Source organism: Nostoc sp. PCC 7524 (assembly GCF_000316645.1).
Taxonomy (GTDB): Bacteria; Cyanobacteriota; Cyanobacteriia; order Cyanobacteriales; family Nostocaceae; genus Trichormus.
In genome coordinates this window covers 4001750-4015801 of record NC_019684.1, presented here as the reverse complement: position 1 = coordinate 4015801, position 14052 = coordinate 4001750, and the positions used below count along the sequence as shown (strand labels likewise).

10 protein-coding genes are annotated in these 14052 nt (G+C 37.7%); 4 read left to right on the top strand and 6 right to left on the bottom strand.

Features of this window, described 5'->3' with window-relative positions; genetic code table 11:
* Positions 1-17 precede the first annotated feature (17 nt).
* The 3 genes from NOS7524_RS15940 to NOS7524_RS15930 all read left to right on the top strand — a co-directional run bounded on the left by NOS7524_RS15940 (position 18) and on the right by NOS7524_RS15930 (position 4613).
* Positions 18-2231, top strand: coding sequence for a TonB-dependent receptor (locus tag NOS7524_RS15940; RefSeq protein WP_015139511.1), 2214 nt, complete (start codon positions 18-20; stop codon positions 2229-2231).
* A 227-nt stretch (positions 2232-2458) separates the two neighbouring features.
* Positions 2459-3433 carry a sucrase ferredoxin gene (locus NOS7524_RS15935; protein ID WP_015139510.1) on the top strand — a complete coding sequence of 325 codons (975 nt, stop codon included), beginning with the start codon at positions 2459-2461 and terminating at the stop codon, positions 3431-3433.
* 181 nt (positions 3434-3614) lie between these two features.
* Entirely contained in the window at positions 3615-4613 is a 999-nt protein-coding gene (locus NOS7524_RS15930) for an ABC transporter substrate-binding protein (protein ID WP_015139509.1), read from the top strand.
* 122 nt (positions 4614-4735) lie between these two features.
* On the opposite strand, the gene NOS7524_RS15925 is transcribed toward NOS7524_RS15930, so the two are convergent.
* The 6 genes from NOS7524_RS15925 to NOS7524_RS29530 all read right to left on the bottom strand — a co-directional run bounded on the left by NOS7524_RS15925 (position 4736) and on the right by NOS7524_RS29530 (position 12568).
* Positions 4736-6532, bottom strand: coding sequence for an ABC transporter ATP-binding protein (locus tag NOS7524_RS15925; protein ID WP_015139508.1), 1797 nt, complete (start codon positions 6530-6532; stop codon positions 4736-4738).
* A gap of 271 nt (positions 6533-6803) precedes the next feature.
* Positions 6804-7190 carry a DUF1636 family protein gene (locus tag NOS7524_RS15920; RefSeq protein ID WP_015139507.1) on the bottom strand — a complete coding sequence of 129 codons (387 nt, stop codon included), beginning with the start codon at positions 7188-7190 and terminating at the stop codon, positions 6804-6806.
* Positions 7183-8172, bottom strand: coding sequence for an iron-siderophore ABC transporter substrate-binding protein (locus NOS7524_RS15915; protein WP_015139506.1), 990 nt, complete (start codon positions 8170-8172; stop codon positions 7183-7185). Before NOS7524_RS15915 ends, NOS7524_RS15920 begins: the two co-directional genes overlap by 8 nt.
* A gap of 129 nt (positions 8173-8301) precedes the next feature.
* Entirely contained in the window at positions 8302-10893 is a 2592-nt protein-coding gene (locus NOS7524_RS15910) for a TonB-dependent siderophore receptor (RefSeq protein WP_041555356.1), read from the bottom strand.
* A 149-nt stretch (positions 10894-11042) separates the two neighbouring features.
* The gene (locus tag NOS7524_RS15905) at positions 11043-12044 is read right to left on the bottom strand and encodes a helix-turn-helix transcriptional regulator (RefSeq protein ID WP_015139504.1); all 1002 of its coding nucleotides are present in this window, start codon (positions 12042-12044) and stop codon (positions 11043-11045) included.
* Positions 12045-12403: 359 nt separating this feature from the next.
* Positions 12404-12568, bottom strand: coding sequence for a hypothetical protein (locus tag NOS7524_RS29530; RefSeq protein ID WP_235622352.1), 165 nt, complete (start codon positions 12566-12568; stop codon positions 12404-12406).
* Between the two features lie 662 nt (positions 12569-13230).
* Here NOS7524_RS29530 and NOS7524_RS15895 point away from each other — a divergent pair.
* On the top strand, positions 13231-13977 hold the full coding sequence (locus tag NOS7524_RS15895; protein WP_015139503.1) for a hypothetical protein: 747 nt from the start codon (positions 13231-13233) through the stop codon (positions 13975-13977).
* The last annotated feature ends 75 nt before the right edge of the window (positions 13978-14052 follow it).

Sequence of the window (14052 nt, the reverse complement as noted above, 5' to 3'; positions counted from 1 at the left end):
CGTTTCGGCTTTTCTTAGTGCCATTCGATAGTGATGAAAGTCTAATTTTTAGCTTCACACCTGTTGTTTCAACGACACAAACACCAATACAACCAGAACAGCCAACCAGTGAACAAACACCAGATGAAACGACATCTGAAAGTGACCCATCAATTGAACTGGTGGTGACAGCAACGCGTACCGAAGAAGATATCCAGAATATCCCGCGTTCTGTAACTGTGATTACTCGTGAACAGATTGAGGAACAAGCAAAATTAACCACTAACTTAGCTGATATCTTGGCGAAAACCGTTCCTGGCTTTGGTTCACCAACTAATCGCACTAATACATTTGGGCAAAATTTGCGGGGTCGCAATATCTCAGTTTTGATTGACGGTGTTCCCCAAAATAGTAATTTACAATCAATTCCTGCTCAATTAACAACTATAGATCCCAGTGCAATCGAACGCATTGAAATTGTACGCGGCCCAAATGCGATCTATGGTGGTCAAGCAACTGGTGGTGTCGTCAATATTATTACTAAGAGGCCAAGCGGTCAAAGACTAACTTCTACAACAAATATTGGTTTAGACACTTCTTTAACTCGTTCCGCAGATAGTTTTGGTTACAACCTTTCCCATCAAATTACAGGGACAGAAGGTAAATTTGACTACACTGTAGGTTTTTCTCTGGTGACAACTGCGGGATTATATGATGCAGAAGGCGATCGCATTGCTAACTTTGCAGGTGATGATGATAGCAGAAAAATCAATGCTTTGGCAAAAGTAGGAGTAGAATTAGCACCTGATCAACGTCTGCAATTTACCTTTAACCATTTTGATCAAAAACAAAATACTGATTTTATTTCTGATGAAGCAGTTGATAATATACCCGGAATTCAAAAATCTCGCGCTCTGAGGAAACCAGATGGCATAAATATAATTGATGCTGATGATGGTAGTTTTATCAAAAACACTTTATTCAGCTTAAATTACAATAATGACAATATTTTTGGTAGCAAGCTGCAAGCTCAAGCTTACTATCGTAATTATGGTTTTGGTGGTGGATTTCCTACTGATAACCGGGGTGGAAGATTAAGAGCAATTACTCAATCAGAAGGAGATTCTGAACAGTTGGGAGGAAGATTACAAGTTGAAACACCCTTCAATCAAGATAAAACTGTGAGCTTACTTTGGGGTGTGGACTATCAAAATGAGCGTAGTTCTCAAAGGTTTAATATTTTCGATTCTGGGGAATTTGACGCATCAGGTGGTCGCATCTTTCGTAAGATTGAGAAGCGGGTTTTTGTCCCAGATTACGACTTTAGAGAACTGGGTGTATTTGGTCAATTGCAATGGGATGTATCTGATAGTTTACGCTTGAGTGGTGGTTTGCGTTATGTAAATATTGGTGTGAGTTTAGACGACTACATCACCGCCGAATTTCCCCGGCGTAATATTCAAGGTGGCGATCGCAGTTTTGATTCTACAGTATTTAATGCCGGAATTGTCTACAAATTTACACCGGAAGTTAGTATATTTGCTAGCTTTTCTCAAGGCTTTTCAGTTCCCGATTTAGGTCGTGTTTTCCGCCGTCCCCCCACAGGAGTCGTCAATATTTTGGACTCTCTACAACTGACAGAACCGCAAAAAGTAGACAATTATGAAATCGGTATTCGGGGTCAATGGAATAATGTGCAAGCGTCCTTATCTGGTTTCTACAACTATTCTGATTTAGGTTCAGCTTTTAACTTTAACCCTAACACTGACTTCTTAGAGACTGTTCGCGCTCCCCAAAAAGTTTACGGTATAGAAGCTGCGATTGATGTCCAACCGACTCAAGGCTGGAAAGTTGGGGGTACAGCTACTTGGATAGAAGGGGAAAATGACGAAGACAATGATGGTGAATATTTAGCACTCAACAGTATTACAGTTCCACCCTTGAAATTGACAGCCTATGTAGAAAATGAAACCCTCAAGGGTTGGCGGAATAGATTACAATTGCTTTACTCAGGCGATCGCGATCGGGCTTTTAATGATGGTGTAGAAGATGGTAAAATTAACAGCTACATCACAGTAGACTACATCAGCAGTATCAAACTGGGTCAAGGGGAATTACAAATAGGTATTCAAAACCTATTCAATAACCAATATTTCCCAGTTTACTCCCAATACTTTGCACCTTTCTTTGATAGTGCTAATTATGCTGGACAAGGTAGAACTCTCAGTATTGGATATCGAATTAATTGGTAAAAATTTAAATACTTACCACTTTTGATGGGTGCGTATTTTGCTCACCCATAACAAATACCTGCTGAAGAAGGCTGACCAACTGTAGAATTATTTGAGCAATTTGAGATTCAAAATCCACAGTTCGCAAAAATACTCCAAACTTGTACCCAAACAGACACAAATCCTATTTGCTTATTGCTAATAATTTTAATTAACTGAAGTTGGCAACTCCGATTTAGTGGTTTATTATGAACAATATTTTTTGTGCTGAGGAATCTTGTCAAGCCAAAGAAGACCCCATTGGGACTGCGTTAAATCGCCAATATTATATCTTGCTCGAAGTGCCACTACCTTGGACATCTCAACCCTTAGATTCCAAAAATATTCCCAATCAATTAAAAGATTTGCAATCAGCTATTGAGGAAGCAGCTTCTTATGTAAGGTTGGTATTTATTTACAATGCCAATTATTATCAAAGTGGACGAACTCGCTTAATTATCTATTACCAGACAGAAGAAATATCTTCAGGGTATAGCAAGCAAGAATATATCTTATCAGATATTAATGATGCAGTACCCATCATCCAAAAGTGTATCAGAAATGAAACGCCAGCAAGAGTTGAAACAACAAATATTCAAACCAGAGATTTTTTAGTATGTACTCATGGTAGTCATGATAAATGCTGTGCTAAATATGGCAATCCTTTTTATCGTCAAGCATTAGCAACAGTAGAGAATTTATCATTGTCTCATGTGCGAGTGTGGCAAAGTAGCCATTTTGGTGGACATCGTTTTGCACCAACGATGATCGACCTTCCAGAAGGGAGATATTATGCTAGGTTAAACCAACAATCTTTTACTGCCATTTTGATACGAAGTGGTGATATTCAGTGTTTAAAAAATGTCTATCGTGGTTGGGGTATTTTACCTTGGCAGGTGCAAATCTTAGAAAGAGAATTGATGCTTCATTATAATTGGGACTGGTTTAATTACCAAGTTGAAGGTCATGTAATTGAGCAAAACGAAGATGAGACTTTTAATAAAGTAGAAATCACCTTTACAAAACCGGATGGTGAAGTTAACACTTATAGATGTAATGTGATTGATGATCCGAGTAAAAGTATTAGTTTTCGGGGAGAATGTGGGGTGAATCAACTAGTAACTTTTTCCCAGTTTACAGTTACAGAACTATTTCATCTTGAAACATCACTAATTACAGTTTAATCAAGAGTCAAACCTGATTCCCTAAGTTATTTTATAGCTTGGGGAAATATACGTAGGATGCGTTAGTAACGCACCTTCACCAAAGCTTTTGGTGTGTTACAGCTTACAGCTAACACACTCTACAAATACTTAGATTTTTTCAACCATCAAATCGAATTACTATATTTATTTTTTCAAGAAAATGCCAATTAAAAAGCATGGTATTGATGATTTATTGACCCAGGTAATTAGATGGGTGTATCTCCTACTTAATTATCATTACATCAGATTGATTTTATTTAGTATATTCACAGCTTTAATAGTTATTGGTTGTGGATTAAGTAAACCTAAAGATTTCTCTGACAAGACTGCAAATATCACTTCAGAAATGCGAGTTGTTAAACACGCTATGGGTGAAACAAAAATAAATTTAAATCCACAGCGAGTAGTTGTATTAGGTGGTTTAGATAATGTTTTAGCTCTAGGGGTAAAACCAATCGCAGCCACAACATTAAGTGATAATCAATTTCCTGCTTACCTAAGAAATTTAACAACAGGAGTTGAGAAAATCGGTGTTAATGGTCAACCCAATCTAGAAAAGATTTTATATCTCAAGCCAGACTTAATTTTAGGTCTCTCTTGGGATGCTCAATTGTATAATCAACTATCGCAAATCGCCCCAACAGTATTAGCTGATGAAGAAAGAGAATGGAAAAATTGGTTAAAAAAATATGCAGAAGCACTTGGTAAAACAACACAAGCTGAAAAATTGTTGCAAGAATATGAACAAAAAATAGACAATCTGCGTCAAAAGATGGGAGAAAAACTTTCACAAACAAAAGTATCTTTAGTCAACTTTTGGGCTAATTATACTCGTCTTTATATGCACGGATCATTTAGTGGAGGAATCCTTCAAGAAATCGGTTTACCCCGTCCTCAATATGAAGATAAAGATAAAAGTCAGGAAAACATCTCTTTAGAATTGATTCCTCAAATTGGTGGTGATGTTATTTTCTTAATTCTCGGAGGACACAACGAATCAAGATTGAAACAGTTCACAAATCATCCCCTGTGGTCGCGTTTACAAGCCGTACAACAAAATCGCGTTTATCCAGTTACAAGTGATACATGGATTGCTGCATGGGGAATCAAGGGAGCTAATTTAGTTTTGGATGATTTATTCAAATATTTAATCAAGTAATTATACCAGTTACTTTGCTTTAGCCATGATCTGTGTATAGAGTGGTAGGAATATATCTGTTCAAGTGAAGTCTCACATTGAGCAGATATCCCGCATACTTATCCCGCAAATGAGGTAAATTATCATGTAATACTTCCAGACTGTACACACCACAAACTGGCATAAATTCCATCAAGTGCAACTAAATCTTCATGTTTACCCTGTTCCACAATTTGACCATGCTCCATGACATATATGCAATGACTGTGACGAATTGTGGAAAGACGGTGAGCGATCGCGATCGTAGTCCGATTCACGGTAATCTTTTCTAAAGAGCGTTGAATTGCGGCTTCCGTCTCATTATCTACCGCAGATGTCGCCTCATCCAAAATCAAAATCGGTGGATTCTTCAAAACTGCTCTAGCTATCGCGATACGTTGGCGTTGTCCCCCAGATAACTTTTGTCCTCGTTCCCCAACTATTGTTTCATAACCTTCGGGAAGCCGCATAATAAAATCATGTGCTTCAGCTATTTTTGCTGCATTAATAATGGCTTCATCAGTAGTGTCAAAAGTACCGTAGGCAATATTTTCTGCCACCGTACCATGAAATAAAAATACATCTTGACTAACTAAGCCAATACTACGACGTAAATCATACAATTTCAATTTTTGAATATCAATGCCATCAATCGTAATTGCGCCACTAGAAACGTCATAGAATCGTAATAATAATTTCACTAAAGTGCTTTTACCCGAACCCGTCGAACCAACAACAGCAATAGTTGTTCCGGCGGGAATATGTAAAGATAAATCTTTAATAATAACTTCACTGTTTCGATAGGCAAAGGTAACATTTTTAAAATCAACTTCACCCCGCACATTTTCCACAACTAAAGGCACATCTCCCGTCGTAATTTGGATAGGAGTATCTAATAAATCCATCACGCGCTTAGTAGAAGCCATTGCTCTTTGATAGTGGTCAAAAGTTTCTCCTAAAAACACCAATGGCCACAATAATCTTTGCACGAGAACCAGTAAAACACTGTAATTACCTATAGATATCGCTCCAGAATGTGCAGCCATACCTCCCAAAAATAGTAAAGCCGTAAACCCTGCTAAAACCAGCATTCTAATTAAAGGAACAAAAGCAGCAGAAAGTTTAATTGCTTTGGAATTACTTTTTCTATAAGCTTCACTTTCTTCTGCTAGTCTGGCACTTTCATACCTCTCTGATGTAAAACTTTTAATTGTCGTAATTCCACTAATATTATTAGCAAGGCGTGAGTTGAGAAAACTAACTTTTTTTCTGACATCAGCATAACGAGGTTCAAGCCGTTTTTGATATACCAATGAACCCCAAAGAATAAACGGCATCGGCAACATTGCGGCTAAAGTAATGTTGATAGGTAAAATGAAGAACGCACCACCAATTAAAATTAGCAATGAAGTTGTCACTTGAATAATTTCATTTGCTCCCCCATTCAAAAAGTCTTCGAGTTGGTTGATATCATCGCTGAGAATAGACATCAAACCGCCTGTACTGCTGTCTTCAAAATAAGCTGATTCTAATTGCTGTAAGTGATTATAAGCATCTAAACGTAAACTATGCTGGATATTTTGAGCCAAATTTCGCCAAAGTCTATCATAAGCGTACTGAGAAAGTGATTCAAATATCCAAACAATAACGGTGATTAATGAAAGTAGAGCAAATTGCCATATTACATCTTTAATACCAAATCTAGCAATAAAAGAATCTTGTTGTTGGACTAATATATCTACAGCAATACCGATTAACCAAGGCGGTGCTAAATCTAAAATAGTATTTATTACTGAATAAGTAGAGGCTTGATAAATTTTCCCACGATATTTTTGTCCGTAGTTGAGTAACCGTTGGAGTGGGGAGCGTTTGTTTGATAAAGGATGAAATTTTGATGTCATTGTCAGAATTTTAATTCAAGACTTGATGTTTTTGAGCAATTGGAATTGTACTTGACCAAAATAAGTAAATTGTACTATTCTTTAACAAGTCAATTCTATCCAAAAACGGAAAATTTCTATATAAAAACGGCAATTTATAGTTAATTTCGGCAATACCTATATACAAAAGATAATCAGAAGTTGATGATATGACAGTTCTGAGAAGACTTTATAATACGAAAGATTATTGTCTGTTTGACCCTCCTTAAAAAGTGAGATGCTCCCTGACAACCTAACCGAAGCTACTTTCTCCTGGTGGGATTTGCGCGAAAATAGCAGCTTGCAACAGTTCAGGTAATTGTTTCCAAGCTATATTGCCTTTGCGGCTCTTGATATACAATTGCATAAATTCCAGTAATGATGCTGCGCCTTCTTCTGGAGTCAAATTGACAAAAAGATAAGTGGGTTTGTCTGGGTGCGAAGCTGCTACAACACAGCCTTGATTACAAGCCCACAAACATTCAACGGGTTTAATTTCCAGTTCATTCAGTGATAATTTTTCATTACATAAATCATTTAGTTTGTCAAGTAAAATTGCACCATCAAAAGGGGGATTTTCTGGTCGTTCTTGAGAAGAACGGTGACAAGATTTGCAGACAAATATGGTATGTTTAGGCATTATTTTCAAGAAAATTAATGAGGTATTTATCAAGGTCATTGAGCATCTCATGTGCCGCCAGAATATTGAGTCCACGCCATACAGAAAAATCCACTATGTAAACTTGATTTTGCTGCACAGCTTTGAGTTGAGACCATAAAGGCTTTTGCTGAAGCTGTTTGATAACGGAGTAATCATCTTTGCGTAGTGGTGCAATAAATAGGATATCGCTGTCAATCTTGGGTAAGAGTTCTTCAGAAAGAGGTAAATCATTGTCACCGGATTTTGCAAATATAGGATTTAATATGCCAATGTCATCTAAAATTCCACCAGCAAAAGATTTTTCACGAGTAATAACTAATCTTCCCGAAGCAACAAAAGCAAATGATATGCGAATTTCCCTATAACTATTTTCAATAGCTTGTTTTAACTGGTTAACACGTCGGTTATAGTCATTTATAAGTTGAATGCCTGTCTCTGTTTTGTTCAAAACTCTGGCAGCATCTTTAATGTGTTGTTTCCAATTGCCTCTAGTTTCTATCCAAGGGAGAATTACTGTTGGTGCAATTTGCGACGCATATTTATAAACTCCTTCAAATCCTGGATGGGAGATAACAATAATTAAGTCGGGATTGAGTAATACAAGTTTTTCTAAATTAATTTGTCCGCTAGAACTATGTAAAATTTCAACTCCATCTGCTTTTCCTTGAAAGTAACGAAAGTCATCTTCTATTTCAGTTGTAATCCAAGTGGCTATGGGTTTGGTGTCTAAAGCCAAAACTGTTGCAAAGCTATTAAAATCTAAGGTGACAATTCGTTGCGGATTGAGGGGAATACAAGTTTCTCCTTGGACGTGTTGCACCACTCGACATTTTGCGTTTTGTTGTGGAGATATTGGGTTTGTCGCTTCATAGGTAAAACTTTTATTACCAGCCCAAATGGCAGTAAATATCAACATTCCTAATAAGAATATGACAATAAAGTGACGTGAAATTATTTTCATAGATTTGTGCTTTATGAAACAGGATTGATACACATCTCCAGAAATTGAGAAGATTATTGTTTCTGAAGATGTGTAAATAAATCCTGCTAGCTTTTATCCTCCAGTATGAGTTAGAAAATCATGCAATTGTCAAAATGTCCAAGAAATAGTTCCTTGGACTGTAAATGGTTCACCAGGAGAGACGCGCAAGCGATTGAAAGCATTTTCAAAGTAGTCTACGTTAAAGAGGTTTCGGATATTAATCGCCGCCCGGAATCTGTCTTGTTTGTAAAAGATAGCAGCATTAGTTGTTAAATAACTAGGTACTTCAAATGTATTTCCAGTATCTCCAGCGCGATCGCCTACATAAAACAATCCTAAACCAAAGCCTAAACCCTGTAAATTTCCTCGTTGAATTTCATAGGTTGTCCATAAGCTGGCAGCATGGGGAGTTGTCCGTTGTACGCGGTTGCCTATGGGAATGCTATTATCTTCGGTGACACGAGCATCGTTATAGGCATAACTAGCAAATATATTCCATCCTGGTGAAATTTCACCTGCAAGACTCAGTTCAATACCTTGGCTGCGCTGTTCTCCAGTTTGCACAGAAAAGCCTATATTATTTGGATCGTCAGTTAAAACGTTCGATTGGGTAATATCATAAAACGCCAGTGTTGTCGAAAGCCTCTGGTTTAAATCTGCTTTCACCCCAACTTCGTACTGCGTACCCCTTGTAGGCTCAAAGTCACTACCATCAAAGGCTTGACCAATGGCTGGCTCGAATGAGCGACTGTAGTTAGCATACAGGGAAATGGGCGGGATTGGCTGATATACAATCCCCACACGGGGACTAAAGGCACTTACTGATTGACTTGTTTCTGTAGCGGTGAGCAAATCTCTGTTGGTTTGGGTGAAAGTATCAAATCTACCACTGACGAGTAATTTTAAGTTGTCGGCGATCGCCACCTGATCTTGTATGATGATGCCAAGTTCATCAGTGACGGTATTAGTATCACTCTCAAATGTTATTGCTCCCACTGGTTGACCGTAAATGGGATTAAATAAATCAATGGGTGCGCCTGATCTACCCGTAAATTTTAAGTTATTGTTCAGCCTTCCTAGATCAATACCAAATAGTAATTGATGCTTGATTGCACCTGTTGTAAACTTGCCGATAATATTTGTCGTTAGTCTATAGTCACGATAGCGATCGTTTAAATCATTAGCTGTTCTTAATAGGGTGCGATTATCGTCTAAAAGCCTTGTTCCAACGTTGAGTCCAGTACCGTCATAGTTAAGGTATCCATATCGAAAAGAATTATTTAATGACCAATTCTCATTAAATTTATGCTCTAATCTATACCCAATCCTGGCAGTTGTGACATCCAGATCACCTTCATTAGTAATGCGGGTACGAGGTATATTACCATTAGGATTAGAAAATATCGTTCCAATCGCAGGTAAGCCTAAGTTATTGTTCTCTTGCTCTAGATTTTTATAAATTCCTTCAATGCTCAGATTCGTATTCTTGCTCAGTTCCAGACTCAAAACTGGCGCAATCACTAAGTTTCTAGTTTGGCTCAGATCAGTGAAAAACCCTTGATCTCTGTAAGATGCGTTCAGCCGATATAGTGCTTTTTTCTCATCATCTAGAGGCCCCGATAAATCCACTTCACCACGATAAAAATCAAAACTACCCACAGTTGCTTCAATAAAGTAGTAAGGATCTCGTAAAGGCTGTTTGGTGACAAAGTTGACTGTTCCGCCTGGAGATGTTGAACCAAGTAAAACGGAGTTTGGCCCTAGAAGAATTTCGATGTTTTCGATTCCTGTCAAATCAGGCCCTACATTAGAGGCTAAACCGTTAGTCTCTTTAATACCATTCAATGTGGATTGGCTAAAAAAGCCTCGCACTTGCAATCGCAACGAGTCAAAATTAGAAGGTGCGGCGTTACGCACACTAGGAGCATTCAGCAGCGCGCTAGATATATCGGCGCGTTGATCCCGCAACACCTCTTGAGGAATAATCTGAATCGATTGGGGAATATCTCGCACAGGAGTATCTGTCCGCGTTGCAGTTGAAGCATTTGGTATACGATATCTGTCTTGCTCTCCCGTCACCACCAATTCAATTGGTTCATCCTGCTGCGCTGTTGGTTCTTCTGGTGGTGTTTCAGTTGTTGGCTGTTCTTGGGGTTGCTGCAATGCTGTTGTCGTAGATACAACTGCGAAAATCAGTCCTTCATCCCCATCAAATAATTCAACTGTGGGCAAAGCCGTTTCACCGTTCACGGTTACTCGTACAGTATTTGCGTCAATATTCGTAACTGTTATTTCAGTAATTCCCGCAATTGGTTTTACCGAACGGAATGTGAACGCTTCTCCTGAAGATAAACGCAACTGAGCATTGGGAATATCTGCAATAAAGTTATTACCTTCATTGCGATTTGTGAGTTGTAGTTGTTCTCCTTGGGTTGTTTCTAAAATTACCTCTACACCTTTGTCTGTGGGATTGGCTTTTACACCCGTGATTGCGATCGCTTCCCTTTGAGTTGCAGGAGAATTAATTGGTGTTGGTGACTGAGACAACAAACCATCAATAGTAGTACCTGAGACTTTAAACTCACCTAGTTCGATGATTTCTGGATTTTTCCCTTTTGCTTCCACTTCAGCCATAGCTGATTGAGCGATGGCACAATTAATAAAATATCCTAATAAACTAATACCTAACCAAAAACACATATTTGGTAGAAATGTCAAATTATTCACGCCACTCTCCACACCAGTAAATGAAATTATTGCGTAAACTTCTCAGTTGTATCTAGAGGTAGTTTAGAGAAGTCGGTGCGATCGCGTCTATCCAAAAATGGCGTTAGTATCCCAAAACGGCATTACAAAGCAGAAATAGATTTTTTACCCAACAAACATTCGCTGGGTGTAATCCCAAACTGACGTTTAAAAGCCGCAGCAAAATGTCCCAAATGGGAATAACCTAATAAATTCGCCACTTCCGCTACAGTTAACCCCCCATTTCGCAGAAGCTGTTCGGCTCTCTCCAAACGCTTCTGTGTGAGATAATTAAATACAGTTGTACCAAATAATGCCTTAAATCCGTAGCGCAGAGTTCTGTCACTAATGCCTACCATTTGTGCTAATTCCGCTAATGACGGTGGATTTTCTAAACGAAAGTGCAGAATTTCCCTAGCATGATGAACGCGGTTAACAGTTGTGGGTTTAAGCTGTGGTGATGGCGGTAATTCGCCTTGGTTATTTAAAATCGGAGCTAACTGTAAAGCCATAAGTTCTATGACTTTTCCTTGCAGATACATTTGTTTTGTGATTCCCTGGTAGGGACAGCAAATCATTTGCTTGACTATTTGTTCTATAGCATTTGTAATTTCTGGGTAAATCAAGGTTTGCCAGTCATCGCCCTTAGCTAGTAAACGCAATTGGGGAAGTATTTCGCCATCACGATTGGGGAAAAAAATTTGCAACAAATTAGCAGACATATGAATATCAATACCCGTATGTCTAGATTTAGAACTTTTCACCAACATTTGACGCTGCATACCACCCCCAGAGATGCAAGTATACCCTGCTCCCAACTTTCCACCATATTCATCGATCGATGTGCCAGACAGACAAACACTGAACTGTAACGGGTGTTCTGACTCTGGAAATTTTACCACTACATCTTCACACAGCTCATAATCAAAAATTGATAAGCAAATTTCTGGATGCACTTCAATATTTTTTACACCACCCTGACCAAATTTCTGGGATAATTGGGATAAATACTCAAATAGCTGCACATCTGAGCTAGATGTAATATCTTGGGCTGTTGTGTCCCAAATTTCCTCTTCCCATTCTTGCAGTTTTAAGGTCAGAGTCATGGTAGGTGCTTGGTTAATAATGTCACTTAATAGATTATAATGACATTTATTGGCAATAAGTAATTGGCTATACCGTAATTATGGCAGTTGTATGATGGTAGCGATCGCTCCAAGTCACTAGGCAAACCCTCATCATTGGAAGTTGAATTGCGATAAGCCTCCGGCTTATCGCTCCAGAAAAATCGCTACGGCAACACCTATCACTACTAAAATTCTTCCCAAGGTTTAAGCCAATTTTCCATGCGTCGAGATTCGATATTTTATAAATTATTTCAACAATCTCCCAGTTTTTTACCAGCATGGCGGATTTAGATGCTTGGTTGGAAGCACTTGGAAATTAACTGATAACTGTTCACTGTTTACTGATAACTGTTAACAAGGTATTTCTCCAAATCATCAAGAATGGCATTGATAGCAAAAATACCTGAATTATGCCAATGCGTTCCGACGAGATAAACTTTATTTTTTTGTACAACTTCAAGTTGTGACCACAAAGGGTTTTGTTTGAGCCAGGGTAAGCTCATCTAATTTGGTGTAGTATGTCAGGGCAAACGCATCTAAATATAGTACATTGGCAATAACTCGAATAAATTGCCTAAATAGTAATAAAAGAAAGGCTTTTTCTACTTGAAAAAATATGATTGCCGCCACATTATTTAATACTAATTTACCAAAATAAAATAATATATGCAAACCGTAAAATCTAGATAGTATCTAAGTTTCTTAATATTGATTTTTGTAACTTGCTTTCCTTCCAGGGACTTAAGCCTACTCACAGGGTATTTTAAATTTTGAATTGGTATAAGCTTGCTCTATGCCAAACACCTCAAAAATTATGTATTAATTAATCTTGGCTTAACTTTATTTTAAAGAAAGTCAACTCAATAAAATTATGCTTATCCTCTCTGAAAATTATATAAATCTTTAATAATAAGGTAGTTTTACAGATAAGAATATTTATGATAATCTACACATTGGACAATAAAATACTTGAACATAGATAGATTATTACTATCAACCTATTAGCAATTTCGTAAGTTTAAAATTTACGAATTTATAGGCAATGGGTTCAATAGCTTAAGCAACGCATTAGAAACATCCTTAAGTATTTTTTCCTTAGAAAAATTAGCAGGATGTCTGTTTTTTGTTGAAACAGTCTTTTGACCAGGTTTATTTGAGGTAGTAAATGCAAAAATCTTTGATACTCCAAAATCTAGGGATTGCGATCGCAGTTAAAAACTATAATTGCAGTATTCTTACTTATGATTTTCTGAAGTATGGTGATATCGTTCCCTTAGATTGGGAGCTAGCCAGAGAACCTATTGTAAGTAATCAAGGTTCTCAAGTGATCTTCCGTAACGGCGTGAGTATTACTGCTCAACAAGGCATCTTGAGTTTCTTAGAAGTAATTGGCTCTAAAGATATCTCAGAAATCCAGATACCAGCAATTGCTCACAGATACATTCAAGCCTTACCCAACTCAGATTATCAAGCATTAGGCATAGATTTGAGAGGTTACATCACGGAAACTCAAGCAGATACAGAAGGCGACATCCAAAAATATCTGCAATCTTTGTTAGCACCAGCGCCTTGGCAAGAAGTCGGGAATGCCCCTGTTCAAGTATCACTGCAATTAGGTTTTACCCTCGAAGCAGGACAACTTAACTTAAGTATTAATGAAGGTAAACTATATATAACTGAAGAAGAAACTGTTCCCATTGTCTTATTTTCAGGCAACTTTAGCTATAGCGTCACAGGTAATCATAAAGAGGAACAGCTACAATCTCTACATCAGTTAATAGATAATTGGCAACCAGCATTAGAGACATATAAAGATATCATCGATACCAAATTTCTGCAATCTGGAGTTATCGTGCAAGATGCGCCAGAACTCGGAAAAGACGCATCTGAGTTATTGATATCTCAGCCCTAAAAAATAGCTAGGCTTTGCTGATTAATAGAAACATAACTCCTATTTGATATTTGAAACATTTCATAAATCATTTAG

What these genes read in the sequence shown, in the direction of transcription:
- NOS7524_RS15895 (WP_015139503.1), top strand. Translation starts at nt 13,231, where the DNA reads ATGCAAAAATCTTTGATACTCCAAAATCTAGGGATTGCGATCGCAGTT.
- NOS7524_RS15915 (WP_015139506.1), bottom strand. Translation starts at nt 8,172, where the DNA reads ATGAAAATAATTTCACGTCACTTTATTGTCATATTCTTATTAGGAATG.
- NOS7524_RS29530 (WP_235622352.1), bottom strand. Translation starts at nt 12,568, where the DNA reads ATGAGCTTACCCTGGCTCAAACAAAACCCTTTGTGGTCACAACTTGAA.
- NOS7524_RS15905 (WP_015139504.1), bottom strand. Translation starts at nt 12,044, where the DNA reads ATGACTCTGACCTTAAAACTGCAAGAATGGGAAGAGGAAATTTGGGAC.
- NOS7524_RS15925 (WP_015139508.1), bottom strand. Translation starts at nt 6,532, where the DNA reads ATGACATCAAAATTTCATCCTTTATCAAACAAACGCTCCCCACTCCAA.
- NOS7524_RS15930 (WP_015139509.1), top strand. Translation starts at nt 3,615, where the DNA reads ATGCCAATTAAAAAGCATGGTATTGATGATTTATTGACCCAGGTAATT.
- NOS7524_RS15920 (WP_015139507.1), bottom strand. Translation starts at nt 7,190, where the DNA reads ATGCCTAAACATACCATATTTGTCTGCAAATCTTGTCACCGTTCTTCT.
- NOS7524_RS15935 (WP_015139510.1), top strand. Translation starts at nt 2,459, where the DNA reads ATGAACAATATTTTTTGTGCTGAGGAATCTTGTCAAGCCAAAGAAGAC.
- NOS7524_RS15910 (WP_041555356.1), bottom strand. Translation starts at nt 10,893, where the DNA reads ATGTGTTTTTGGTTAGGTATTAGTTTATTAGGATATTTTATTAATTGT.